Source organism: Tardiphaga sp. vice154, assembly GCF_007018645.1.
Lineage (GTDB): Bacteria > Pseudomonadota > Alphaproteobacteria > Rhizobiales > Xanthobacteraceae > Tardiphaga.
The window spans coordinates 157560-181767 of the sequence record NZ_CP041399.1 but is presented as its reverse complement, the minus strand read 5'-3'; the positions used below and the strand labels follow the sequence as shown (position 1 = coordinate 181767).

Annotated in this window: 21 protein-coding genes; 6 read left to right on the top strand and 15 right to left on the bottom strand. The window is 64.8% G+C overall.

Features of this window, described 5'->3' with window-relative positions; genetic code table 11:
• Positions 1 to 64: 64 nt before the first annotated feature.
• The 4 genes from dut to ubiE form a co-directional block, all read right to left on the bottom strand.
• Positions 65 to 520: a dUTP diphosphatase gene (gene dut / locus FIU28_RS00770; RefSeq protein WP_441351261.1), complete on the bottom strand. Its 456-nt coding sequence runs from the start codon at positions 518 to 520 to the stop codon at positions 65 to 67.
• A complete protein-coding gene (gene coaBC, locus FIU28_RS00765) occupies positions 517 to 1953 on the bottom strand; it encodes a bifunctional phosphopantothenoylcysteine decarboxylase/phosphopantothenate--cysteine ligase CoaBC (RefSeq protein ID WP_143571211.1) in 1437 nt (478 codons plus the stop codon). Before coaBC ends, dut begins: the two co-directional genes overlap by 4 nt.
• A gap of 63 nt (positions 1954 to 2016) precedes the next feature.
• Entirely contained in the window at positions 2017 to 3585 is a 1569-nt protein-coding gene (gene ubiB, locus FIU28_RS00760) for a 2-polyprenylphenol 6-hydroxylase (protein ID WP_143571210.1), read from the bottom strand.
• On the bottom strand, positions 3582 to 4343 hold the full coding sequence (ubiE, locus tag FIU28_RS00755; protein WP_143575970.1) for a bifunctional demethylmenaquinone methyltransferase/2-methoxy-6-polyprenyl-1,4-benzoquinol methylase UbiE: 762 nt from the start codon (positions 4341 to 4343) through the stop codon (positions 3582 to 3584). Before ubiE ends, ubiB begins: the two co-directional genes overlap by 4 nt.
• Positions 4344 to 4436: 93 nt before the next feature.
• Here ubiE and mutM point away from each other — a divergent pair, with 93 nt between their 5' ends.
• Positions 4437 to 5318, top strand: coding sequence for a bifunctional DNA-formamidopyrimidine glycosylase/DNA-(apurinic or apyrimidinic site) lyase (gene mutM, locus FIU28_RS00750; protein ID WP_143571209.1), 882 nt, complete (start codon positions 4437 to 4439; stop codon positions 5316 to 5318).
• Between the two features lie 208 nt (positions 5319 to 5526).
• On the opposite strand, the gene corA is transcribed toward mutM, so the two are convergent.
• The 3 genes from corA to FIU28_RS00735 form a co-directional block, all read right to left on the bottom strand.
• Complete coding sequence (corA, locus tag FIU28_RS00745; RefSeq protein WP_143571208.1) at positions 5527 to 6534, bottom strand: magnesium/cobalt transporter CorA; 1008 nt, start codon at positions 6532 to 6534, stop codon at positions 5527 to 5529.
• Positions 6535 to 6623: 89 nt separating this feature from the next.
• On the bottom strand, positions 6624 to 7331 hold the full coding sequence (locus FIU28_RS00740; protein ID WP_143571207.1) for a ParA family protein: 708 nt from the start codon (positions 7329 to 7331) through the stop codon (positions 6624 to 6626).
• 471 nt (positions 7332 to 7802) lie between these two features.
• Positions 7803 to 9158 carry a serine protease gene (locus FIU28_RS00735; RefSeq protein WP_143571206.1) on the bottom strand — a complete coding sequence of 452 codons (1356 nt, stop codon included), beginning with the start codon at positions 9156 to 9158 and terminating at the stop codon, positions 7803 to 7805.
• 242 nt (positions 9159 to 9400) lie between these two features.
• Between FIU28_RS00735 and FIU28_RS00725 the strand changes: the two genes are divergently transcribed.
• Positions 9401 to 10201 (top strand): HesA/MoeB/ThiF family protein, encoded by an 801-nt coding sequence (locus FIU28_RS00725; RefSeq protein ID WP_143571204.1) that lies wholly within the window; start codon positions 9401 to 9403, stop codon positions 10199 to 10201.
• Between the two features lie 15 nt (positions 10202 to 10216).
• Here FIU28_RS00725 and FIU28_RS00720 read toward each other — a convergent pair whose 3' ends face one another.
• On the bottom strand, positions 10217 to 11116 hold the full coding sequence (locus FIU28_RS00720) for a LysR substrate-binding domain-containing protein (RefSeq protein WP_143571203.1): 900 nt from the start codon (positions 11114 to 11116) through the stop codon (positions 10217 to 10219).
• A gap of 236 nt (positions 11117 to 11352) precedes the next feature.
• Here FIU28_RS00720 and katG point away from each other — a divergent pair, with 236 nt between their 5' ends.
• Both katG and FIU28_RS00710 read left to right on the top strand, forming a co-directional pair.
• Positions 11353 to 13569, top strand: coding sequence for a catalase/peroxidase HPI (gene katG / locus FIU28_RS00715; protein WP_143571202.1), 2217 nt, complete (start codon positions 11353 to 11355; stop codon positions 13567 to 13569).
• A 296-nt stretch (positions 13570 to 13865) separates the two neighbouring features.
• Positions 13866 to 14471: a glutathione S-transferase family protein gene (locus FIU28_RS00710; RefSeq protein WP_143571201.1), complete on the top strand. Its 606-nt coding sequence runs from the start codon at positions 13866 to 13868 to the stop codon at positions 14469 to 14471.
• A gap of 182 nt (positions 14472 to 14653) precedes the next feature.
• On the opposite strand, the gene fabI is transcribed toward FIU28_RS00710, so the two are convergent.
• From fabI to fabA, 3 genes are all read right to left on the bottom strand, one after another.
• On the bottom strand, positions 14654 to 15460 hold the full coding sequence (gene fabI, locus FIU28_RS00705) for an enoyl-ACP reductase FabI (RefSeq protein ID WP_143571200.1): 807 nt from the start codon (positions 15458 to 15460) through the stop codon (positions 14654 to 14656).
• Positions 15461 to 15653: 193 nt separating this feature from the next.
• Positions 15654 to 16880: a beta-ketoacyl-ACP synthase I gene (fabB, locus tag FIU28_RS00700; RefSeq protein ID WP_143571199.1), complete on the bottom strand. Its 1227-nt coding sequence runs from the start codon at positions 16878 to 16880 to the stop codon at positions 15654 to 15656.
• A gap of 79 nt (positions 16881 to 16959) precedes the next feature.
• Complete coding sequence (gene fabA / locus FIU28_RS00695; RefSeq protein WP_143575969.1) at positions 16960 to 17496, bottom strand: 3-hydroxyacyl-[acyl-carrier-protein] dehydratase FabA; 537 nt, start codon at positions 17494 to 17496, stop codon at positions 16960 to 16962.
• A 311-nt stretch (positions 17497 to 17807) separates the two neighbouring features.
• On the opposite strand from fabA, the gene irrA reads away from it, so the two are divergent.
• Positions 17808 to 18314: an iron response transcriptional regulator IrrA gene (gene irrA / locus FIU28_RS00690; RefSeq protein WP_302466994.1), complete on the top strand. Its 507-nt coding sequence runs from the start codon at positions 17808 to 17810 to the stop codon at positions 18312 to 18314.
• A 263-nt stretch (positions 18315 to 18577) separates the two neighbouring features.
• On the opposite strand, the gene FIU28_RS00685 is transcribed toward irrA, so the two are convergent.
• On the bottom strand, positions 18578 to 19129 hold the full coding sequence (locus FIU28_RS00685; RefSeq protein ID WP_143571198.1) for an SH3 domain-containing protein: 552 nt from the start codon (positions 19127 to 19129) through the stop codon (positions 18578 to 18580).
• 225 nt (positions 19130 to 19354) lie between these two features.
• Here FIU28_RS00685 and FIU28_RS00680 point away from each other — a divergent pair, with 225 nt between their 5' ends.
• The gene (locus tag FIU28_RS00680) at positions 19355 to 20356 is read left to right on the top strand and encodes a 2-hydroxyacid dehydrogenase (RefSeq protein ID WP_143571197.1); all 1002 of its coding nucleotides are present in this window, start codon (positions 19355 to 19357) and stop codon (positions 20354 to 20356) included.
• A 74-nt stretch (positions 20357 to 20430) separates the two neighbouring features.
• Here the strand turns inward: FIU28_RS00680 and FIU28_RS00675 are convergent, their stop codons facing one another.
• From FIU28_RS00675 to rpsO, 3 genes are all read right to left on the bottom strand, one after another.
• Positions 20431 to 21165: a superoxide dismutase gene (locus FIU28_RS00675; protein WP_143571196.1), complete on the bottom strand. Its 735-nt coding sequence runs from the start codon at positions 21163 to 21165 to the stop codon at positions 20431 to 20433.
• Between the two features lie 288 nt (positions 21166 to 21453).
• Positions 21454 to 23601, bottom strand: a complete 2148-nt coding sequence (pnp, locus tag FIU28_RS00670; protein ID WP_143571195.1) for a polyribonucleotide nucleotidyltransferase — start codon at positions 23599 to 23601, stop codon at positions 21454 to 21456.
• A gap of 336 nt (positions 23602 to 23937) precedes the next feature.
• Positions 23938 to 24207 (bottom strand): 30S ribosomal protein S15, encoded by a 270-nt coding sequence (gene rpsO, locus FIU28_RS00665; RefSeq protein WP_143571194.1) that lies wholly within the window; start codon positions 24205 to 24207, stop codon positions 23938 to 23940.
• Position 24208 lies beyond the last annotated feature (1 nt).

The window sequence follows — 24208 nt, the reverse complement described above, 5'->3', positions numbered from 1 at the left end:
TGGGGAGAGGTGACGGAGCGTCGCTGCCGCGCTCAAGCGTCGGCGATGCCTTCAGCCGATCACGCTATCTTCCCGTGGAGCCAAAGCCGCCGGCGCCGCGGTCGGTTTCGCCGAGCACGGTAACGGGCACCAGTTCCGCGCGCACGACGGCGGCGATCACCATCTGTGCGATGCGTTCGCCACGCTGGATCGTGAAGGCAGCGGGGCCGTGATTGATCAAGAGCACGCCGATCTCGCCGCGATAGTCGGCGTCGATCGTGCCGGGCGCATTCAGTACCGTGACGCCATGCTTGGCGGCGAGGCCGGAGCGCGGCCGGACCTGCGCCTCATAGCCTGCCGGCAAGGCAATCGTCAGCGCGGTCGGCACCATCGCGTACTTGCCGGATTCGAGTACCAGCGGCGCATTCTCCGGCACGGCGGCGAGCAGGTCGAGGCCGGCGGCCTGTGCGGTCTGGTAGGCGGGCAGTGCGAGGCCATGGCCATGCGGCAGCTGCTGGACGTCAAGGGTGATGGCACTCATGATCGGGCTTTCTCGAAGTGTTGGGTAATCCGCGCCACCAGCGTGGCTGCGACGCCGTCCTTGCTCATCGGCTGCCAGGATTCGACATCGATCTCGACGGCGATCTCCTGATCGTGGCGCGTCAGGAGATGCACGGTGTTGCTGTCGCCGCCCATGATGCCGGTGGAAGGCGAGACGTCGTTGGCGACGATCCAGTCGCAGCCCTTGCGCGCGATCTTGGCTTTCGCGTTGTCGATCAGGTGCTCGGTTTCGGCGGCGAAGCCGATCACCAGCGCCGGGCGATGCTCGGCGCGTTTCGAAATCGTCGCGAGGATGTCGGGATTTTCGGTGAGCTGCAGCGGCGGCAGCGCGCGGCCGTCCTTCTTCAATTTCTGCGCGCCCTCGCTGACGACGCGCCAGTCCGCCACCGCTGCGGCGAAGATCGCGATATCAACGGGCAGCGCCGCCTCGACCGCGGCCAGCATGTCGCGCGCGGCTTCGACGCGCTTCACGGTGACGCCTGGCGGATCTTTCAATTCGACCGGACCCGAGATGAGAATGACCTCTGCGCCGGCCGCCGCGGCTGCAGCGGCAATGGCAAAGCCCTGCTTGCCCGAGGAGCGGTTGGCGATATAGCGCACCGGATCGATCGGCTCGTGCGTCGGTCCGGCCGTGATCAGCACTCGCTTGCCGGCCAAGGATCGCCTCTGCGGCGCGCGCAGCAGGCCGAGCGCTGCGACCGCGATTTCGGTCGGCTCGGCCATGCGGCCGGTGCCGGCCTCGTTGCGCTCCGCCATCTCGCCGGCATTCGGACCGATCATCGCGACGCCGTCGCGTGCGAGCTGCGCGACGTTGCGGCGGGTGGCCGCGTTGTTCCACATCAGCGGGTTCATTGCCGGCGCGATGAGAATCGGTTTGTCCGACGCGAGAAGCACTGCGGTGGCCAGATCGTCGGCATGGCCGCCGGCCATCTTGGCCATCAGGTCGGCGGTGGCGGGGGCGACCACGATCAGGTCGCACTGCCGCGCTAGCCTGATATGGCCGGCGTCGAATTCGCTCTGCGGGTCGAACAGGTCGGTGTAGCAGCGCTCATTCGCCAGCGCGGACGCCGCCAGCGGCGTGACGAACTGCGTGGCGGCGCGGGTCAGCACGACGCGCACATGGACGCCGCGCTCCTTCAGGCGCCGGATCAGGTCGAGCGCCTTGTAGGCCGCAATGCCGCCGCCGATGATCAGCGTGACGCGCGGCTGGCCGGTGATGGCGTGAAGCGTTTCCCGCGGCACGTCGTCGGTCGGCGTCGCCGGCGAGACATCGGCCGAGGGTCGGTCGGGCCTCGAGGCCTCGCGTAAAATGGTGCGGACCTCGTCCTCGACCGAGCGGCCGTGGCGCGCGGCGCGCAGCCGCAATTCGTCGCGGATGGCGTCATCGAGCTTGCGGATCGTCAGGCTGGCCATGTCAGGCTCCGTCGAGGTGTGATTGCAATGCTAGCACATCATGCATGCATTGCAATCATGGCGTCATCGGACCGACAGCAGGATCCCGATGAAGGTCAGCGCGATCACCCAGATGCCGATGGTGCGCCAGCGCGATTGCCGGGCGCGGGCGCGTGCGATGGCGTCGATGGTCTGGGGATCCAGCCGGAGCCCGTTGCGGCTCATCTCCTCCAATTGCTCCAGCGCGGCCACCGCGCGCGTAGCAATCGCCGGCAGGCCGGAGACGATGCGGCCGAGTTCGCCGGCGCCGGAAAGCGCGCCTTGGATCTTGCCCAGCGGCCCGAGATTGCGCTCGATCCATTCGCGCACCACGGGCTCGGCGACCTTCCAGATGTCCAGCCTGGGATCGAACGAGCGCGCGACGCCCTCGACCACCACCATGGTCTTCTGCAGCAGGATCAGCTCCGGCCGGGTCCGCATGTCGAACAGGCCGGTGACCTCGAGCAGCAGCGTCAGCAGCTTGGCCATCGAGATTTCTTCGGCCGTGCGGTTGTGGATCGGCTCGCCGATCGCGCGGATCGCCTGCGCGAAATTTTCCACCGAATGATGCGCCGGGACGTAGCCCGCCTCGAAATGCACCTCGGCCACGCGGCGATAGTCGCGGGTGATGAAGCCGAGCAGGATTTCCGCCAGGAAGCGTCGCTCGTTGAGCCCGAGCCGGCCCATGATGCCGAAATCGACCGCGACGAGACGCCCGCTGTCGTCCAGGAACAGGTTGCCGGGGTGCATGTCGGCGTGGAAGAAGCCATCGCGCAGCGCGTGGCGCAGGAAGCTCTGGATCACCTTGCGGCCGAGATCGGGCAGGTCGACCTGCGCTTCGGCAAGGCGCTTGTGGTCGTTCAGCGCGATGCCGTCGATCCACTCCATCGTCAGCACATTGTGCGAGGTGCGGTCCCAGTCGACCTTGGGGACGCGGAAGTCCGGATCGTTCTGGATGTTCTCTGCCATCTCAGACAGCGCGGCGGCCTCAAGCCGCAGATCCATCTCCATCGCCACCGAGCGCGACATGATGTCGATGATCTCGATCACGCGGAGACGGCGGGCCTCGGCGGAGTATTGTTCGGCGTGAGCCGCGACGAACATGAAATCGCCGAGGTCGCGGCGGAACTGCGCGGAGACGTTGGGGCGCAGCACCTTGACGGCGACTTCGGTGCGCACGCCGTTTTTCTCGACTTCGGCGCGGTGTACCTGAGCGATCGAGGCGGCGGCGACCGGCGGGCTGAAGCTGGTATAAAGCTGCGCCATCGGGCGTTCCAGCGAGGCGGCGACGACGTCTTCCGCCTCGGTCATGGAGAACGGCGGCAGCCGGTCCTGCAGGCTTTCGAGATCGCGGGCCATCGCCACGCCGACCACGTCCGGCCGCGTCGCCAGGAACTGGCCGAGCTTGAGATAGGCGGGGCCAAGCCGCGTCAGCGCGGCCGACAGCCGCGCGCCGGACTTCACGCCGGGCCGTTCGATCAGCCGCGCCAGCCGCATCGCCAACTGGCCGCCGGGCGGCACCAAAGAGGGATCGACGACGCCGAACACGCCCTCGCGGGCAAACACGAAGCCGGCGCGGGCAAGCCGCGCCATGTGAGTAAGTGCTGAAATCACAAACGCCAGCCCGAATGCAGCGCGACGATGCCGCCGGTGAGCACCTGATGACTGACGCGCGAGAAGCCGGCGTCGCGGATCATGTCGGAGAACACCGCGGGGTTCGGAAACTGGCGGATCGATTCCACCAGATACTGGTAGGATTCGGCATCGCCGGTGACGGCCTTGCCCATCGGCGGGATCAGCCTGAACGAGAACGTATCGTAGATCTTGTCGAGACCGGGGACGTCCACCGTGGAGAATTCCAGGCACAGGAAGCGGCTGCCCGGTCTTAGCACGCGGTAGGCCTCGCTGAGCGCGCGGTCGATGCGCGGCACGTTGCGGATGCCGAAGGCGATGGTGTAGGCGTCGAAGCTCTTGTCGGCGAATTGCAGCGCCTCGGCATTGCCCTCGACGAAATCGACGCGGTCCTCGAGCTGGTGCTTGATGGCGCGTTCGCGGCCGACTTCCATCATGCCGGTGTTGATATCGCAGACGGTGGCGTGAAAGCCGTAGCCCGACGCTTTCGCCGCGCGGAACGAAATGTCGCCGGTACCGCCGGCGACGTCGAGTAGCGCGAACGGCGTATCCGCGCGCGGCGGGTTCAGCGCCTGGATCATGATCTCTTTCCAGACCCGGTGCAGACCCATCGACATCAGGTCGTTCATCAGGTCGTAGCGCTTGGCCACGCTGTGGAAGACGTCGTTGACCAGCGTCTGCTTGTCGTCGACGGGCACGTCCCGATAGCCGAAATGCGTGGTTTCGCCGGCCTGATCCATCGTTTTCATCCAAAAAACCTCTTCGGGCGGACCATAGCGTGGCCGCCGCAATGGCGCTATCACGTCAGCGCCTCAAGGTGAATGACATAGCACATGCCGGAACTGCCCGAAGTCGAGACCGTGCGCCGCGGATTGCAGCCGGCGATGGAGGGCGCCACCATTTTGCGCGCCGAAGCCCGCCGCCCGGACCTGCGTTTCCCGCTGCAGCCGGACTTTCTGGCGAGGCTGGACGGCCAGGTGGTCACCAGCCTGTCGCGGCGCGCAAAATATTTGCTAGCCGATCTCGGTTCCGGTGACGTTTTGTTGATGCATCTGGGGATGTCCGGCTCGTTCCGTGTGGTGTCCGACGGCACCGCGGCGATGCCCGGCGCCTTCCACCATCCGCGCAGTGACGACCGCACCCATGACCATGTCGTGTTCCACATGTCGTCGGGCACGAGCGTGATCTACAACGACCCGCGCCGCTTCGGCTTCATGAAGATCTTTGCCCGCGCCGATATCGACCACGAGCCGTTCCTGAAAGACATCGGCCCGGAGCCGCTCGGCAATGCCTTCGATGCCGCCTTGCTGGCGGGTGCGCTGGCCGGCAAGAAGACCAGCCTGAAGGCGGCGCTTCTCGACCAGCGCAATGTGGCGGGGCTCGGCAACATCTACGTTTGCGAGGCCCTGTTTCGGTCGCAGCTGTCGCCGCGAAGATTGGCGGCGACGTTGTCGACCAAGAAGGGCGAGCCGACCGACCGCGCCACGCGGCTGGTCGGCGCGATCCACGACGTGCTAAACCTTGCCATCAAGGCCGGCGGCTCGTCGCTGCGCGATCATCGCCAGACCGACGGCGAACTCGGCTACTTCCAGCATTCGTTTCAGGTCTATGACCGCGAGGGCGAGCCCTGCAAGACCGACGGCTGCGAGGGCGTCGTGAAACGCTTCGTGCAGAACGGGCGATCGACGTTCTGGTGTCCGAAGTGCCAAAGGTGAGGGGGCTTTCTTCCTTCTCCCCTTGTGGGAGAAGGTGGCGCGGCGCAGCCGCGACGGATGAAGGGTGGTCGCGGGGCTCAGAGTCTGTGGCGCCCCCTCACCTGTCTCGAACCGCTGCGCGGTTCGATCCACCCTCTCCCACCTAGCGAAGCGAAGCTTCGCGCGGGGGAGAGGGAAGAAAAAGCGCGCGCTGCCATCTGCAGTTATCTCACAGCCAGCCGTAGTGCCGAAACCGCAGATACAGAAATCCGCACACCGACGCGATGGTGCCGATCACCACGTAGTAGCCGTATTCCCATTTCAGCTCCGGCATGTGTTCGAAATTCATGCCGTAGATGCCGGCCAGGGCGGTCGGCACGGCGAGGATCGCCGCCCAGGCCGCCAGCTTCCTGGTGATCTCGTTCTGTTGCGACTGGCCCGACATCAGGCTGGCCTCGAACGCGAAGGCCAGCACTTCGCGCAGCGAATCGATATCCTCCAGCGCGCGCTTGATGTGATCGAGCACGTCGCGAAACAGCGGCCGCATCTCGGCATCGATCGGCAGCACCGCGGAGTGCTCCAGCCGGTTGCAGACGTCGACCAGGGGGCCTGCGGCGCGGCGCAGCTTGAGCAATTCGCGGCGCAGCTTGTAGAGCCGCTCGACCTCGTCATGATGCAGCACCCGCCGCAGCACGCGGTCCTCGAGCTGCTCGACCTCGGTTTGGATCACCTCGATCACGGGCAAATAGTTATCGACGATAAAATCGAGGATGGCATAGAGGATGTAGTCCTCGCCATTGGTCAGCACCGTCGGGCACGCCTCGCAGCGCGCGCGCACCGCGGCATAGGAGGCCGAGGCGCCGTGGCGCACCGAGACGACATAACCGCGGCCGACGAAGATGTGCGTCTCACCGAAGGCGATCGCGCCGTCGACCATCTGCGCGGTGCGCGCGACGACGAACAGCGCCTCGCCATATTGTTCGACCTTGGGGTGCTGGTGCGCCTTGCCGGCATCCTCGATCGCGAGGGGATGCAGGTCGAATTGGGCGCGCACGCGCTCCAGCAACTCGGCGCTGGGCTCAAACAGGCCGATCCACACGACATGGCCCGGCCTGGCGGCCCATTCCCGCGCCTCCTCGATCCCGACATCGGCGACCCGCCGGCCGCCGGCATAGACGCTGGAGGCGACGATGCCGCTCTCCAGCGGGATGGCTTCACGTAACTTGCTGCCGTGCACGGCTCACCTCGACCAAACGCGCGCGGTGGCGCGCTGCGATCAATAGACGCACCGGCCGCCAAAAAGTTGCGCCGCCGAGCCGTGCGATGTCAGCGAAACATCGAAGGCACACCGGGCAGCGGCGTGGCCCGGAATAGCACGCGGTCGGTATCGGGCGCCACCGGGCCGAGCTTGTTCGATACCCATTGCCACAGCCCGCGGATTTCATCGGCGGATTTTCCGCCAGGGGCATATTCGGTGACGGACAGGCCGATGCCGAGCGCGTCCTGATGATCGTTGCGCATCACGATGAAGGGCAATGCGACGTCGCCGCCGGCCTCGAAGGCTTCGCCTTCGCCGAGCGCCGTGGAGGCGTTGTCGATCCGCTGGCCGCGGACCGGCGTCTGGTTCAGCACGAAGCCGAACGCCGTATGGCAGGATCGCACAAGACTGAGCGTCGGGGCGGCGGCTTCGATGTCGGCGAGGCTCGGCCGTACCGGGATCAGGCACAGGTCGGCGGCGCGGATCGCCGCGGTGGTGACGGCGCTGGTGCCGCCGGCGGTGTCGATTACCGTCAGCGTCACGCCGTTGCGGCCGAAGATCTCGAGCCGCTGCTCGATCTCGCCGACGCCATCGACCGGCTCGACGCTGGGTTCGGCGTCATTGCGCCGCCGCTTCCAGTTCGACAGCGTGCCCTGCGGATCGGTCTCGATCAGCCTAACGGTATGGCCGTCCTGCATCGCCGCCAGAGCGAGCCCGATCGCGAGCGTGCTCTTGCCGCTGCCGCCTTTCTGGGTGGCGAGTACGATGGTTTGCATGATGTATTCCTGTCTGTTGCCGATGGGATGACCTTGGTCGCCAGTGCGATTCGACGCCGCTTGGTGCGGCGGACTATTCTTGGCTGGACGCATCGGTCGCGATCGGCAGGACAGTGCGGGATCGCAGCACGTCCGAATCAGCATTGCGGCAATCATGGGCCTATTGCGCGTGCAATGCCATTATTTGCGCCGGAGCGAACGCAATTACCGGGGGCAATGTGTAGTTCAACTTGAAAGTGTAGTTGCGCTGATGGGGCATGTGCTTTTGATGATGCCGCCGGTTACCGGTGATCTGATGTAGCAGCCTGTCGTCCCGGCAAGCTCGCGCGTCAGCGTGAGCGCAAGCCGGTACCCATACATGCTGGCGATCTGTTTTGGGCTGCTCTCGAAGCCGGCGTGTTAGCCGCGAGCGCGGAGGGTATCGGTCCCGGATCGGCGTTCGCTGCGCGAACTTGTCCGGGACGACATGAGCTACTTCCGCACGCAGATCACGCGCACGATAGACGCTTTCGCGTCGGTCGTGGCGTCGGAGGCGACCACGCCGTTGGCTTTCAGGAAATCTCGCGCGCTGTCGATCGGCAGCAGGGATGGTTGCAGCGTTGATGCCGCGGTTGGCAGGACGGCGACGATTTCCTTCAGTCGCAAAATGCCAAGCAGCTTGGCGTCTCCGCTGAAGAAGCCTGCGCCGGTGAAGCCCGTGCCGGGCGCCGGCGATAATACGAACTCGCCGCCCGCGCCGGTCGTCACTGCCGCCTTGACGACGCTGACGGCGGTCCCGCCATTCTGGCTCTGCGGATCGCTGATGCCAACCATGTCGCCGCTCTTCGGCGTACTGCTGCCAAGCCCCGCCGGCTTCAACCCGCGCGCGCCGTAGACGCGCAGCAGCGCGAGGTCGTGCATCTTGTCTTCGGCAGCCTTGTCGGCGTTGCCGTGGCCGGCGACCACGATGGACATGCAGCCATCGACTGCCTGGCGGTCGGTGACGATCGCGCCGTCGTCGCTGACGACGATGCCCGAGGCATATTCGACCTTCTTGCGCGGCGGCGGGCCTGCGGCCTGCGCCCCGGCGGGAAACGGATTGAACGCCGACGACATCGCGATCACCGCCGGCTCCATGGTGCCTTCCGTGGCCTGGTCGTAGAGGATGGTGAGGATACGCACCTCGTCGTCGCGGAAGGCGCCGCGGACGTAGAATTTCTTCAGTCCCTGCATGCCCGACAGCACGAAGAAATCCGGCTTGACCACGCTGTAATCGATGCGGCGGCCGGGCGGCTCCTTCTTCTCCTGATCGGCGAGCTTGGCGGTTGAGGGGGCGGCCTCTTTGCGGCGCGCGAGCTGAATCTGGATCGTGCCGCTGGCCGAACTCCATTTGCTGCCATTGGCGTCGCTGGCCTGTTGCGGCACCAGTTTCGTGGGCAGGCCGAGCCGGGCGCCGGTCACCATGTCGGTGACGATCTTCCAGCCGGCATTTTCCTGCCGCTTTTTCGCCGCCGCTCGCAGCAGCTCGCGTTCCTGTGGATTGAGCACGCCGGTCTGCTTGGCATTGTTGTATTTCTGGAACGTCTTGATTGCGCCGACCATGCGCTCCGAGACCTCGCCATTGATGGCGCCGTTATATTCGCCGGCCCAGGCGAGGTCCGACTGGATCGCCAGCCGCTCGGCCTGCGCCATCGCATTGGCGGTGTCGGCGGGGGTTTGCAGCGCCGGCCGGACCGGCACGGTGGCGACCGGCTTCGGCTTTGCGGCGGTTGCGGCGGGCGGCGCGGTCTGTGCCTGGGCCGCGGAGGCCGCCGCGATCATCCATGTTGCCGTCAGCCACGATCTCATGACATGTCCCAGGGAGATTGATCCGGCAGAATTGAAGCACATCTGCTGGGTCGGCAACAGCCGCGCGATGGTTCAACCCCCGTCATTGCGAGGAGCCCTTGCGACGAAGCAATCCAGTTCTTGCCGAGCTTGTGGCTTTCTGGATTGCCGCGTCGCTTCGCTAAGGGGAAAGCCAATTGGCTTTCCTTGACCTCGCAATGACGGCGGAGACGGCGGTGAGGAACATAAGGACGCAAGACACCATGTTGAGTGCCGACGAACTCGAACGCTATGCCCGCCACATCGTGTTGCGCGAGATCGGCGGCCAGGGCCAGGCCGCCTTGCAGCAGGCCAAGGTGCTGGTGATCGGCGCCGGCGGGCTAGGCGCGCCGGTGCTGATGTATCTGGCCGCGGCCGGTGTCGGCACGCTCGGCGTGGTCGATGACGACATTGTGTCGCTGTCCAACCTGCAGCGCCAGATCATCCACGCCACGCCGGATATCGGCGCCCGCAAGGTCGACAGCGCGGCGGCAAAAATTCATGCGCTCAATCCGAACGTGACATTCGTCGGCCACGGCGTCCGGCTCGATGCCGCCAATGCGATGGAGCTGCTGTCAGCCTACGATCTGATTCTCGATGGCTCGGACAATTTCGCGACGCGCTATCTGGCGTCGGATGCCTGCTATCTGGCGAAGAAGCCGCTGATCTCGGCGGCGCTCGGCACCTTCGACGGCTCGCTGACCACGCTTCGGCCGCACGAGACGAACGCGAGTGGCGTGCCGAATCCGACCTATCGCTGCCTGTTTCCCGAAGCGCCGCCTGATGGCACCGTGCCGAGCTGCCAGGAGGCCGGCGTGATGGGCGCGCTGGCCGGCGTGCTCGGCTCGATGATGGCGCTGGAGGCGATCCGCGAGATCACCGGGTTCGGCGAAGGGCTCGTCGGCCGCCTCCTGATGATGGACGCCCGCGCGATGCGGTTCGAGACGCTGCGCTACGCCCGCGATCCCGCCAATCCCCTCAATGGTGATTCGCCGACGATTCTTGATTTGAGCGCGTATCGCTGAGATCGCGTACGCGGTTCATACGCAGCCCTTCACCACGTCGCCCAATGCGGCAAAGTCGGCTTTCCGCGGCGAGGTCTTGCGGAACACCAGGCCGATGCTGCGGCCGGGCTGCGGGTTCTCCATGCGCAAAAATTTCACGCGCTCGTCGCGCTGCTCGACGTCGGCGGCGATCTGCGGGATCAGCGTGACGCCGTAGCCGGACGCCACCATCTGCATCACGGTCGAGAGGCTCGACGCCGCGAACGCCATGCCGGCCGCGCTGTTGCCGCTACCGCGCGCGGCCGTGGCGCAGAACGCCAGCGCCTGGTCGCGCAGGCAGTGACCGTCTTCCAGCAGGATCAGTCGGCCTTGGTCGATGTCGGCGGCCTTGATGCGGCGGTCGGCCGGGCGCGGATCGTCCGCCGGCACCGCCAGCAGGAACAGGTCGTCGAACAGTTTCAGCGTCTCGATCTCGGGCTCGCCGAGCGGCAGCGCCAGTATCGCCGCGTCCAGCCGGCCGCTCTTGATGTCGTCGATCAATTGCTTCGTCTGCGTCTCGCGTAATTCCAGCCGCAATTCGGGAAACTGTTTCTGCAGCACCGGCAGGATGCGCGGCAGCAGGTACGGCGCCAGCGACGGGATCACGCCGAGCGTCAGCCGCCCGGTCAGCACGCCGCCGCGGTGCCTCGCAAAATCCACCAGATCGCGCGACGCCGCCAGCACGTCCTCGCCGCGCCGCGCCACTTCGCGGCCGACATCGGTCAGCATCACGTCGCCGGGGCGACGCTCCACCACCTTGACCCCCAGCGTGCGCTCCAGATCCCGTATCTGCATCGAAAGCGCCGGCTGGGTGACGGCGCAGGCCTCCGCCGCACGGCCGAAATGGCCGTGTTTGGCGAGCGCGGCGAGGTAGCGAAGCTGGCGAAGCGTGATCATGTACGATAAGATAAACTGATCGAAGGTCGGAGACAAATCGACTGGACCTGATGTTAGATTTGTTCCAAGTTAATGTCACGAGCTCCGGCTAGGGTGACCATACGGTCTGCCCCCAATAGTTCGCTGCAAATTGCAAACACAGAGTTTTTGGACATCTGGCGTTGTCGTTACGGAGACGCGGCCTGCCGCCGTCGCCCGACAGTGCTTCCGCTTCAAATCGCCCGAAGGAGAGAACCATGGACCAGAAAACAGACGACGCCGGCAAGTGCCCGGTACCGCACGGCGCCGCGAGCAAGGGACCGAAGAGCAAGGCCTATCGCAACATGGACTGGTGGCCGGAGCATCTCGATATCGGCGTGCTGCACGCCATCCATCCGTCCGCCGATCCGCTCGGCGGCAACTTCAACTACGCCGAGGCATTCAAGACCCTCGACCTCGACGCCGTCATCAAGGACCTGCATGCCCTGATGACCGATTCGAAGGAGTGGTGGCCGGCCGATTTCGGTCACTACGGCGGGCTGTTCATTCGTCTGGCCTGGCACAGCGCCGGCACCTATCGCACCACCGACGGCCGTGGCGGCGCCGGTGGCGGCCAGCAGCGCTTCGCACCGCTGAATTCGTGGCCTGACAACGTCAATCTCGACAAGGCGCGTCGCCTGTTGTGGCCGATCAAGCAGAAGTACGGTAACAAGCTATCCTGGGCCGATCTGTTCGTGCTGGTCGGCAACGTCTCGCTGGAATCGATGGGCTTCAAGACCTTCGGCTTCGCCGGCGGCCGCGCCGACACCTGGGAGCCGGAAGAGCTGTACTGGGGTCCCGAAGGCAGCTGGCTCGGCGACGAGCGCTACAGCGGCGAGCGCGAACTGGCGGAGCCGCTCGGCGCCGTGCAGATGGGCCTGATCTACGTCAATCCGGAAGGCCCGAACGGCAATCCCGATGCGCTGGCGTCGGCCAAGGACATCCGCGAGACCTTCGCCCGCATGGCGATGAACGATGAAGAGACCGTGGCGCTGGTTGCCGGCGGCCACACCTTCGGCAAGACCCACGGCGCGGGCGATCCGTCCTTCGTCGGCGTCGATCCGGAATCCGGCGCGCTTGAGGATCAGGGCCTTGGCTGGAAGAGCAGCCATGGCACCGGCGTGGGCGCCGACGCCATCGGCAGCGCCCTGGAAGTGACCTGGACGCAGACCCCGACGCAGTGGAGCAACCACTACTTCGACAACCTGTTCAAATTCGAATGGGAGCTGACCAAGAGCCCCGGCGGCGCGCATCAGTGGGTGGCGAAGAATGCTGTTGCGGACATTCCGGATGCCTTCGATCCGTCGAAGAAGCATCTGCCGACCATGCTGACCTCGGATCTCGCGCTGCGCGTCGATCCGATCTACGAGAAGATCTCGCGCCGCTTCTACGAGAACCCCGACCAGTTCGCCGATGCCTTTGCGCGGGCCTGGTTCAAGCTGACCCATCGCGACATGGGCCCGGTCGCGCGTTATCTCGGCCCGCTGGTGCCCAAGGAAGTGCTGATCTGGCAGGACCCGATCCCGGCCGTCGATCATGAGCTGATCAACGACGCGGACATTGCGGATCTGAAGGCGAAGATCCTCGCCTCCGGCCTCAGCGTGCCGCAGCTCGTTTCGACCGCCTGGGCCTCGGCCTCGACGTTCCGCGGCTCCGACAAGCGCGGCGGCGCCAATGGCGCGCGCATCCGCCTCGCTCCGCAGAAGGACTGGGAGGTCAATCAGCCGGCCCAGCTCGCCACCGTGCTCGCCAAGCTGGAAGAGATCCAGAAGGCGTTCGGCAAGAAGGTGTCGCTGGCCGATCTGATCGTGCTCGGCGGCTCTGCCGCGATCGAGAAGGCCGCAAAGGATGCCGGCCAGAGCGTGACCGTGCCGTTCACGCCGGGCCGCATGGATGCGTCTGCGGAGCACACCGACGCGGCGTCGTTCGCGCCGCTCGAGCCGCGCGCCGATGCGTTCCGCAACTACGTCCACAGCAGCAAGAAGCAGTTCATGAAGCCTGAAGAGGCCATGATCGACCGTGCCCAGCTGATGAAGCTGACGGCGCCGGAAATGACGGTGCTGATCGGCGGGTTGCGCGTGCTCGGCGCCAATGCGGCGGATGCCAAACACGGCGTGTTCACCGGCAAGCCCGGCGTGTTGAGCAACGACTTCTTCGCCAACCTGCTCGACATCGACACCGTGTGGGCGAAGGCTGCCGGCCAGGACGGCATCTACGAAGGCAAGAAGCGCAACAGCAGCGAGGTCAAGTGGACGGCGACTGCCGTCGACCTGATCTTCGGCGCGCATTCGCAGCTCCGCGCGCTGGCCGAAGTCTATGCTTCGAGCGACGCCAAGGCGAAGTTCGTCAAGGACTTCGTCAAGGCCTGGACCAAGGTGATGAATGCCGATCGCTTCGAAGTGAAGGCAGAGCCGATGCTGCAGGCGGCGGAGTAGTTTTTTCTGCTGCTTGAGCGATGAGTGAAAAGCCCCCGCGAGAAATCGCGGGGGCTTTTTTCTTTTTCTTCCTTCTCCCCTTGTGGGAGAAGGTGGCCGCGCGAAGCGCGGTCGGATGAGGGGTAGTCAAGAGCTCGGAGCTTGCGGCACCCCCTCACCCGTCTCGACCGCTTCGCTGACCTTCTTCCCTCTCCCACAAGGGGAGAGGGAAGAAGGTCAGCGCGCGACCGCATCCCCGCCTTGCACCTCCCCCCGAATCTCCGCACAACTACGCCAGACCTCACCGGAGCCTTGCCATGATGAAACTCTACTGGTCGCCGCGCTCGCGCTCCTTCACCGCGCTGTGGCTGATGGAAGAAACCGGTGTGCCGTACGAGCGCGTGCTGACCGACATCTCCACCGGTGCACAGCGTTCGCTGGAATTTCTCACCGTCAATCCGATGGGCAAGGTGCCGGCACTGCAGGACGGCGAGGCGACGATGGCGGAAGCCGCGGCGATCTGTACTTACGTCGCGGAGCGCTATCCCGAGGCTAATCTCGCCCCGCCGCTTGGCGACATCCATCGCGCGAAATATCTCTACTGGCTGTTTTTCGCGCCGAGCTGCATCGAGCCGGCGATCGCGCAGCTCGCGGCCAAGTTCGAGATGAACTCGGTCGCCGCCGGCTGGGGCGACGCCAAGCGGGTGTTCGACGTGCTGGAAGCGGCCCTCGAGGAGGGACCGTGGATCCTCGGCGAAAAATTTTCCGCGGCCGACATCGCCATCGGATCCAGCCTCAGTTTCGCGGTGCGCCAGTTCAAGATGATCCAGCCACGGCCGTCGTTCGACCGCTATCTCGATCGCTGCGAGGCACGTCCAGCATTCCAAAGGGCGCAGGAATTTGCGTCGGGGCAGAAGCTGTAATTGCTCTTCCTTCCTTCTCCCCTTGTGGGAGAAGGTGGCGCGGACGAAGTCCGCGTCGGATGAGGGAGTACTGGGCGACGGCGTTTGTGGCACCCCTCACCCGTCCGCGCTGACGCGCGGCCACCCTCTCCCACCTAGCGAAGCTTCGCTTCGCGCGGGGGAGAGGGAAAGAAACAGCGTACCTACTCCGTCACATCCGCCTTCAGCGCGTCGGGATGCGGCATCGAGATGATATTGTAGCCGGAATCCACATAATGGATTTCGCCGGTGACGCCGCCGGACAGTTCCGAGAGCAGATACAGCGCGGTGCCGCCGAGCTCGTCCAGCGTGACGCCGCGGCCGAGCGGCGAGTGCTTCTGCTGGAACGCGAACATCGCGCGGGAATCGCCGATGCCGGAGCCGGCCAGCGTGCGGACCGGGCCCGCCGAGATCGCATTGACGCGGATGCCCTGGTGGCCGAAATCGACGGCGAGATAGCGCGTCGCGGCTTCCAGTGCTGCTTTCGCCACGCCCATCACATTGTAGTTCGGCATCACGCGGGTTGAGCCGCCAAATGTCAGCGTGATCATCGCGCCGCCCGGCTTCATCATCTCGGAGGCGCGCTTGGCGACTTCGGTGAAGGAGAAGCAGGAGATCACCATGGTGCGCGAGAAATTCGCGCGCGTGGTGTCGGCGTAGCGGCCCTTCAACTCGTTCTTGTCGGAGAAGCCGATCGCGTGGACGATGAAGTCGAGTTCGCCCCACTTTTCCTTCAGGGTGGCGAACACGGCGTCCACGCTGTCGATGTCCTCGACGTCGCAGGGCAGCACCAGTTCGGACTTCAGGGATTCCGCGAGCGGCCGCACGCGCTTGCCGAGGCCTTCGCCCTGATAGGTGAAGGCGAGCTCGGCGCCGTGGGCGTGCAGCGTTTTCGCAATGCCCCATGCGATCGAATGATCGTTGGCGACGCCCATGATGAGCCCGCGCTTGCCCTGCATTAGATTCGACATGTTGGCTACCGGCTCCGCGCCTTGCGCTGTAGGCCACCTCGCCCCGCGCTTGCGGGGGGAGGGTGGGGGTGAGGGGCTCTTCGAGCCGAAATATCAAAACCGTGAGGTGGGCATCGTGCCTCGCCCCTCACCCGGCACGCCGCTGGCGCGGCATGCTGACCTCTCCCCGCAAAGCGTGGGGAGAGGTCAGCGATCACGCATCGACGTGTTTGAAGACCAGCGTGGCGTTGGTGCCGCCGAAGCCGAACGAGTTCGACAGCACAGCGCCGAGTTTCGCATTGTCGATCCGCTTGCGCACGATCGGCATGTCGGCGAACACCGGATCCAGCTCGGTGATGTTGCCGCTCTCGCAGATGAAGCCGTTCTGCATCATCAGGAGCGAATAGATCGCCTCCTGGACGCTGGTGGCGCCCAGCGAGTGGCCGGTCAGCGCCTTGGTGGCGGAGATCGGCGGGCAGGCGTCACCGACGCCGAACACCTTGCGGATGGCCTGGATCTCCGGCGGATCGCCGGCCGGCGTCGAAGTGGCGTGCGGGTTGATATAGTCGATCTTGATGCCGCCGGTGGTGGCCAGCGCCATCTTCATGCAGCGCTCCGCGCCTTCGCCCGAGGGCGCGACCATGTCGTAGCCGTCCGAGGTCGCGCCGTAGCCGATGATCTCGCCGTAGATTTTCGCGCCGCGCGCTTTCGCGTGCTCGTATTCTTCCAGAACGATCACGCCGGCGCCGCCGGCGATGACGAAGCCGTCGCGGCTGATGTCATAGGGGCGTGAAGCGGTGGAGGGGGTGTCGTTATATTTCGACGACATCGCGCCCATCGCGTCGAACAAGACCGACAGCGACCAGTCGAGCTCCTCGCAGCCGCCGGCGAACACGATGTCCTGCTTGCCCCACTGGATCATCTCGTAGCCATTGCCGATGCAATGGTTGGAGGTCGCGCAGGCCGAGGAGATCGAATAGTTGACGCCCTTGATCTTGAACCAGGTGGCGAGCGTGGCGGAGGCCGTCGACGACATCGCCTTCGGCACCGCGAACGGGCCGACGCGCTTCGGCCCCTTGGTGCGGGTGATGTCGGCGGCTTCGACGATGGTGCGGGCGGAGGGACCCCCCGAGCCCATGATGATGCCGGTGCGCTCGTTGGAGACGTCAGAGGCTTCGAGGCCGGAATCCAGAATCGCCTGTTCCATCGCGACGTGATTCCACGCCGCGCCCTCACCGAGGAAACGCATTGCGCGGCGATCGATCATCTCCGACGCATTCAGCGTCGGCGCGCCCTGCACCTGCGAGCGGAAACCGAGCTCCGCGTACTTGTCGGCGCGCGTGATGCCCGACTTTGCCTCATGGAGGCTCGCAAGCACTTCCTGAGTGTTGTTTCCGATAGATGAGACAATGCCCATCCCCGTGACGACAACCCGCCTCATGATCGTCCCGCCCTCTAAAATCCGTGTTGTTGACTGGCCGTCGCCGATCGGTGACGGCCGTTGTGCAGCGCTGACTAGACTACGTTCCCGGCTGCAATGCGGCAGCAGCCTCCTGCTTGAACAGGCCGACCTTCAGGTCCTTGGCGCGATAGATAATCTCGCCATCTGCCGAAAGCGAGCCATCGGCAATGCCCAACCACAATTTTGAGCGCATCACCCGCTTGACGTCGATGGTGTAGACCACCTTCTTGACGTTCGGGAGAACCTGGCCGGAAAACTTCAGCTCGCCGAGGCCGAGCGCGCGGCCGGGGCCGATGCCGCCGGACCAGCCGAGGAAAAAGCCGACCATCTGCCACATCGCGTCGAGACCGAGGCAGCCCGGCATTACCGGGTCGCCCTTGAAGTGGCAGGCAAAGAACCAGAGTTCCGGCGTGACGTCGAGTTCGGCGCGGATCAGGCCCTTGCCGAATTCGCCGCCATTGTCGTTGATCTCGGTGATGCGGTCGAACATCAGCATCGGTGGCAGCGGCAGTTGCGCATTGCCGGGGCCGAACAATTCGCCACGGCCGCAGGCCAGCAGATCCTCGTACTCGTAACTGCTGCGCTTGTCCTGAATCATGCCTTGGCTTTCCAACGTCGGTATCTGCATCCTGCGAACCCGCCGGGGTGGCCGGGACACGCAGAACTGGTTCAAATCAGGCAGTTATCGCCGGACCTGTCGCGCGCTCTCTATCATAGGCTTGGGGGGCGGCAAAGCGGCGGTTTCGGCGGCCGGATGGTACTGGCGGGGCGGGCCGACCCGATCGAGCTTCCCGGTCAGCGCATGGCTCCAGTTGCGAAAACCTTGCATCTGACGGCAGCCGGGCCTATAGAGAGAGGGCAGAGTGCGTGTTGGGCGCCGCAACGGCAGGGATCACCGACGTGGACATGAGTGACATTGCTTCGAACGGCAATACGTCGAGCGTCAGCAGTGACGCTGCTGCGGTTGCGGAAATCAACCGCGGTCGCCGGCCGGCGCTGACCGGCTGCCCTTGGCATGACGTCAATGAGATGCTGCAGTCGGTGGGCTTGCGCCCGACCCGCCAGCGCATGGCGCTGGGCTGGCTGTTGTTCGGCAAGGGCGCCCGCCATCTGACCGCGGAAATGCTCTACGAGGAAGCCTCCCTCGCCAAGGTCCCGGTATCGCTCGCCACGGTTTACAACACGCTGAACCAGCTCACCGATTCCGGCCTGCTCCGGCAGGTCAGCGTGGACGGCACCAAGACCTACTTCGACACCAACGTCACCGCGCATCACCATTATTACCTCGAGAACAACCACGAGCTGGTCGACATTCCCGATCCGCACATGGTGCTGCAGAAAATGCCCGACGTTCCCGAGGGCTACGAGATCAGCCGCATCGACATGGTCGTCCGGCTGCGCAAGAAGCGCTGAGCATCTCTGTCGTCCCGGCGAACGCCGGGACCCATAGACACCGTGATCTGTAATTTGAAGCGCCGTTAGCCGCGGCGCCTGTGCGCGTCTTTTTTCCTTCCTTCTCCCCTTGTGGGAGAAGGTGGCGCCGACGAAGTCGGCGACGGATGAGGGGTTTCTGGGCGACGGAGCTTGCGGCTACCCCTCACCCGTCTCGAACGCTTCGCGTTCGATCCACCCTCTCCCACAAGGGGAGAGGGAAGATCAGAGCCTGCTAAGTTCCCTCAATCGACCTTCTCGTCGGCATAGACGCCCCATAGCCGCTGCTGTTCGATCCAGCCGTCGAAGCCGGCGCCCATCACGCGGCACCAGCTGTTCTTGCAGCGCTTGACCTGTGCCACCACGCCGGCCTGCAGCCTGGCGGCCACCGGGCTGGTGGCATCCGGACTGTCATAGATCGAGGCAAGGTCATCCTTGTTCTTCATCGTCACCACCGCGGTGCGGCGGCCCGACAGCAGCGAGTGGTAGACCCAGCCCTCGGCGCCTTCAGAATCGCGCACCCGGCGCCAGTTCTCATATTCGGCGGTGATCTCCACCGGCAGGCCGGATTTGGTATAGACCCAGGCCACGTCATTGTCCTTGGTCGGGCCGGCGCGGACGTTCACATGGTCGGACTTCAGGCTGACATAGCGCGGCACCGGCAGCCCGCTGCCGCCCACCGGCACGTTGTTGGCCGCGTCCCGGGCGGCATCCCGCGCCGCCGAACCCGGTTGCACCGAAAGGCCGAGGCAAGCTGCCCCCAGCAACGCCGCACCCACCACACGCCTGAACGCCATTCGCCAACCTCAACCGATTCTATCCGCGTCGCCTCGTCATTGTCCTGGGTTCTTGTTTTGGCTCGGCCTTCTGCTAGAGAGGTCGAAAGCCCAAGATGAAGCCCGGGACGCCAGAAGGCGTCCGGGGAACCCGGAGGAAACGGTGAGATCGCGCGGTCTCGGCAGTTTCGATCAACCGGGTTAATGCGGACTGAACAGCCGGGCCAAAGCGCGAGTGAGCAGCACATGTCGGTCAAGAAAAAACCCCTGGTCGTGGTCACCCGCAAGCTGCCGGACAGCATCGAGACGCGGATGCGCGAACTGTTCGACGCCCGCATCAATCTCGACGACACGCCGCTGACGGAAGCGCAATTGCTCGACGCGATGCGAACTGCCGACGTGCTGGTCCCGACCGTCACCGACGAGATCACCAAGGAACTGCTCGAACAGCCCGACCTCAAGGTCAAGCTGATCGCCAATTTCGGCAATGGCGTCGATAATATCGACGTCATCGCGGCGCAGGCGCGCGGCATCATCGTCACCAATACGCCGAAGGTGCTGACCGAAGACACCGCGGACATGACGATGGGCCTGATCCTCGCGGTGCCGCGGCGCCTGATCGAGGGCGCCTCGATCCTCACCGAAGGCAAGGACTGGCCGGGCTGGTCGCCGACCTGGATGCTCGGCCGCAGGCTCGGCGGCAAGCGGCTGGGGATCATCGGCATGGGCCGGATCGGCCAGGCGGTGGCGCGCCGCGCCCGCGCCTTCGGGCTGCAGATCCACTACCACAACCGCAAGCCGGTGGCCCCGGTGATCGCCGACGAGCTCGGCGCGACCTACTGGGATTCGCTCGACCAGATGCTGGCGCGAATGGACATCATCTCGGTGAACTGCCCGCACACGCCGGCCACCTTCCATCTGCTGTCGGCGCGACGCCTCAAGCTAGTGCGCAAGGACGCCTATATCGTCAACACTGCGCGCGGCGAGGTGATCGACGAGGAGACGCTGACCAAGCTGATCGAGTCGGGCGACATTGCAGGCGCCGGCCTCGACGTGTTCGAGCACGAGCCCGCGGTCAATCCGAAGCTGCTGCGGCTGGCGAAAGCCGGCAAGGTCGTGCTGCTGCCGCATATGGGATCGGCCACGATCGAGGGCCGCGTCGAGATGGGCGAGAAGGTCATCATCAACATCCGCGCGTTCCTCGACGGCCACAAGCCACGGGACCGGGTGTTTCCGGCGATGTTGTAGCTTTCAGTTGACGCAGCGACGCTGCAGCTCCTCCCGTTCGGCAAGGAGCTGCAGGTCCTTAAGTTGTTGCGACGTCAGACGCCCAGCGTGCCGGCCTTGGCCATCGCATAGCGATCGCCGATCACCTTCCAGTTCACCGTGTTCCACCACGCCTTGAGATAGTCGGCGCGGCGGTTCTGGTAGTTCAGGTAATAAGCGTGCTCCCAGACGTCGTTGCCCATCAAGGCGCGCTTGCCGTCCATCGCCGGATTGTCCTGGTTGGGACGGTTCTCGATCGCGAGCTTGCCGGCCTTGTCGACGGTCACGAACACCCAGCCCGAACCGAACTGGCGGCCGCCGGCGGCGTTGAAGTCGGTCTGGAATTTCTCCATGCCGCCGAGGTCGCGTTCGATCGCGGCGAGCACTTCACCTTCCGGCTTGCCGCCGTTCGGTCCCATGATCTGCCAGAACATGGTGTGGTTGGCGTGGCCGCCAAGATTGTTGCGGACGCCGGTGCGGATCGCTTCCGGCACGTCGCCGAGCTTGCCGAGCACATCGACGATGGGCGTTGATGCGATCTGCGGCGCGTCCTTGGCAAACGCGTTCATATTCGCGACGTAGGCGGCGTGGTGCTTGTCGTGATGGATCTCCATGGTCTTCGCATCGATATGCGGTTCCAGGGCGGCGACCGGATAGGTCAGCGGCGGCAGCACGAAAGGGGTTGCAGCGGCGGGCGCTGCGGCCTGGGCGAAGGCAAAGCGCGGCGCTGCGGCAATGGCGGCGGCGCCGGCGGCGGCCAGCATCAGATGGCGGCGGGACATCATGGTCATCGGAATTCTCCGTGGTGATTAAGTCGAATCGGCCAAACGCGACGATGCTAGCCGGACTGAGTGGCAATCGTGCGAACAACTACGCAACGCCGTGGCGGCTGGTTTCGCGAAAGGCATTGTGACGCAGCGGCGCGATCGCGCTGCGGGACCGCTGGTTTCCTTTCCCTCCCCGCCGCGCGAAGCTTCGCTTCGCTCGGGGTGAGGGATATCGCTCGGCCGTCGCAAAACATTCTCAAACAAAAAGGGCGGCCTTTCGGCCGCCCTTTCCGCATTCGCGAATTGCGAAATTTACTCTGCCGCAGCGGTGCCTTCTTCGGCCTTCTGCTTGGCTTCGAGGTCTTCGCCGGTGGTCTGGTCGACGACCTTCATCGACAGGCGGGTCTTGCCGCGATCGTCGAAGCCGAGCAGCTTGACCTTGACCTTGTCGCCTTCCTTGACGACGTCGGAGGTCTTCTGCACGCGGCCGGACGCGAGCTGGCTGATGTGAACCAGGCCGTCCTTGGCGCCGAAGAAGTTCACGAACGCACCGAACTCCATGACCTTGACGACGGTGCCGTCATAGATCGCGTTGAGTTCCGGGTCGCTTGCGATCGACTTGATCCACTTGATCGCGGCCTTGATCGACTCGCCATCGGAGGACGCCACCTTGACGGTGCCGTCATCGTCGATGTTCACCTTGGCGCCGGTCTTTTCCACGATCTCGCGGATCACCTTGCCGCCGGTGCCGATCACTTCACGGATCTTGTCGGTCGGGATCTTGAACGTCTCGATGCGCGGCGCGTATTCGCCGAGCTCGGCACGGGCATTGTTGAGCGCCTTCGACATCTCACCGAGAATGTGAATGCGGCCTTCCTTGGCCTGGCCGAGCGCGACCTTCATGATCTCTTCGGTGATGCCGGCGATCTTGATGTCCATCTGCAGCGAGGTGATGCCGGCGTCGGTGCCGGCGACCTTGAAGTCCATGTCGCCGAGATGATCTTCATCACCCAGGATGTCCGACAGGACCGCAAAGCGCTCGCCCTCGAGAATGAGGCCCATCGCGATACCCGCGGTCGGCCGCTTCAGGGGGACGCCCGCATCCATCAGCGCGAGAGACGCGCCGCAGACCGAAGCCATCGAGGACGAGCCGTTCGACTCGGTGATCTCCGACACCACGCGGATGGTGTAGGGGAATTCGTGATGACCCGGCAGCACCGGATGCACCGCGCGCCAGGCAAGCTTGCCGTGGCCGATTTCGCGACGCTTGGTGCCGCCCATGCGGCCGGTTTCGCCGACCGAGTAGGGAGGAAAGTTGTAGTGCAGCAGGAACGTCTCTTTGTACGTGCCCGACAGCGAGTCGATGTACTGCTCGTCTTCGCCGGTGCCGAGGGTGGTGACGACGAGAGCCTGCGTTTCACCGCGGGTGAACAGCGCCGAACCGTGCGCACGCGGCAGCACGCCGACTTCGCAGACGATCGGACGGACCGTGGTCAGGTCGCGGCCGTCGATGCGCTTCTTGGTGTCGAGGATGTTCCAGCGAACGATCTTCGATTCCAGTTCCTTGAACACGCCGGCAATGCGCAGCTTGTCGTATTTGGGCTCTTCGCCTTCCGGGAAGTAGTGCGCCATCGCCTTCTTCTTGACGGCGCCGACGGCAGCGTAACGCTCCTGCTTGATCGGCAGCGAGTAGGCCGAGCGCAGCTCGGTCTCGACCATGCCGAGCATTTCCTTTTCGAGCGCGCTGTCGTCGATGGTGACGACTTCGCGCGGCTCCTTGGCGGCCTTCTCGGCGAGCTCGATGATCGCCTTGATAACCGGCTGGAAGTGGCGGTGACCGAACATCACGGCGCCGAGCATGACGTCTTCGTTGAGTTCCTTGGCTTCCGATTCGACCATCAGGACGGCGTCCTGGGTGCCGGCGACGACCAGGTCGAGCTGGGTGTCGGCCATTTCGTCGAGCGTCGGGTTGAGCACGAATTCATCGTTGATGAAGCCGACGCGGGCCGCACCGATCGGGCCCTGGAACGGGGCGCCGGAAATCGTCAGGGCAGCCGAGGTGGCGATCAGCGCCAGGATGTCCGGATCGTTTTCCATGTCGTGCGACAGCACGGTGACGACGACCTGGGTCTCGTTGCGCCAGCCGTCGACGAACAGCGGGCGGATCGGACGGTCGATCAGGCGGGAGACCAGGGTCTCCTTCTCGGTCGGACGGCCTTCGCGCTTGAAGTAGCCACCCGGGATGCGGCCGGCGGCGTAGGTCTTCTCGATGTAGTCGACGGTCAAGGGCAGGAAGTCGATGCCATCCTTGGCGGTCTTGGCGGCGACCACGGTGGCGATGACGACGGTCTCGCCATAGGTGGCGATGACGGCGCCGTCGGCTTGACGGGCGACCTTGCCGGTTTCGAGCTTGAGCGGACGACCGCCCCAATCGATTTCGACGGTATGAATATTAAACATGGACGTTTTCTTTCATGGGTTCACGAAAGCATGGCGCTGAAAACACGAAAGCCAGAACCTGAAAGTCCCGTGCAAGACGGCAAGAGGCTGTTCGCGATATCCGCGAAACCAGCGTCCGGCGATCCTGCCGAGTCTTCCAGAATCCTGGCTCGAGCATTCTGAATGGCGTCCATCCTTCCGATGGTCGCGGGGGTCCCAATGGACCTTGCCGCGCGACGGGCACCTTGCCCGTCATCGTCCAGCCGCCGGAGTGCTGCTGGACGTTATCGTGCGGCCCGTGGTGGCCCGCACTACGTGAATACAAAAACGCGCGCAGGAATATGCGCGCGTGATTTGTTAGCGACGGATGTTGTGCTTTTCGAGCATCGCCTTGTAGCGCGGCTCGTCCTTGCGCTTGATGTAATCAAGCAGCGAACGACGCGTCGAGACGAGCTTCAGCAGGCCACGGCGGGAGTGGTTGTCCTTGACGTGGGTCTTGAAGTGCGCGGTCAGGTTGGTGATCCGCTCGGTGAGGATCGCGATCTGAACCTCCGGCGAGCCGGTATCGGTGGCCTTGTTGGCGTTGGTCTTGATGACTTCCGCTTTGCGTTCTGCGGTAATCGACATC

Excerpts from the sequence above, each read along its gene's own strand:
- dut (WP_441351261.1), bottom strand. The coding sequence starts at position 520 with ATGAGTGCCATCACCCTTGACGTCCAGCAGCTGCCGCATGGCCATGGC.
- coaBC (WP_143571211.1), bottom strand. The coding sequence starts at position 1,953 with ATGGCCAGCCTGACGATCCGCAAGCTCGATGACGCCATCCGCGACGAA.
- ubiE (WP_143575970.1), bottom strand. The coding sequence starts at position 4,343 with ATGGATCAGGCCGGCGAAACCACGCATTTCGGCTATCGGGACGTGCCC.
- mutM (WP_143571209.1), top strand. The coding sequence starts at position 4,437 with ATGCCGGAACTGCCCGAAGTCGAGACCGTGCGCCGCGGATTGCAGCCG.
- FIU28_RS00740 (WP_143571207.1), bottom strand. The coding sequence starts at position 7,331 with ATGCAAACCATCGTACTCGCCACCCAGAAAGGCGGCAGCGGCAAGAGC.
- FIU28_RS00735 (WP_143571206.1), bottom strand. The coding sequence starts at position 9,158 with ATGAGATCGTGGCTGACGGCAACATGGATGATCGCGGCGGCCTCCGCG.
- FIU28_RS00725 (WP_143571204.1), top strand. The coding sequence starts at position 9,401 with ATGTTGAGTGCCGACGAACTCGAACGCTATGCCCGCCACATCGTGTTG.
- FIU28_RS00720 (WP_143571203.1), bottom strand. The coding sequence starts at position 11,116 with ATGATCACGCTTCGCCAGCTTCGCTACCTCGCCGCGCTCGCCAAACAC.
- katG (WP_143571202.1), top strand. The coding sequence starts at position 11,353 with ATGGACCAGAAAACAGACGACGCCGGCAAGTGCCCGGTACCGCACGGC.
- FIU28_RS00710 (WP_143571201.1), top strand. The coding sequence starts at position 13,866 with ATGATGAAACTCTACTGGTCGCCGCGCTCGCGCTCCTTCACCGCGCTG.
- fabI (WP_143571200.1), bottom strand. The coding sequence starts at position 15,460 with ATGTCGAATCTAATGCAGGGCAAGCGCGGGCTCATCATGGGCGTCGCC.
- fabB (WP_143571199.1), bottom strand. The coding sequence starts at position 16,880 with ATGAGGCGGGTTGTCGTCACGGGGATGGGCATTGTCTCATCTATCGGA.
- irrA (WP_302466994.1), top strand. The coding sequence starts at position 17,808 with ATGAGTGACATTGCTTCGAACGGCAATACGTCGAGCGTCAGCAGTGAC.
- FIU28_RS00685 (WP_143571198.1), bottom strand. The coding sequence starts at position 19,129 with ATGGCGTTCAGGCGTGTGGTGGGTGCGGCGTTGCTGGGGGCAGCTTGC.
- FIU28_RS00680 (WP_143571197.1), top strand. The coding sequence starts at position 19,355 with ATGTCGGTCAAGAAAAAACCCCTGGTCGTGGTCACCCGCAAGCTGCCG.
- FIU28_RS00675 (WP_143571196.1), bottom strand. The coding sequence starts at position 21,165 with ATGACCATGATGTCCCGCCGCCATCTGATGCTGGCCGCCGCCGGCGCC.
- pnp (WP_143571195.1), bottom strand. The coding sequence starts at position 23,601 with ATGTTTAATATTCATACCGTCGAAATCGATTGGGGCGGTCGTCCGCTC.
- rpsO (WP_143571194.1), bottom strand. The coding sequence starts at position 24,207 with ATGTCGATTACCGCAGAACGCAAAGCGGAAGTCATCAAGACCAACGCC.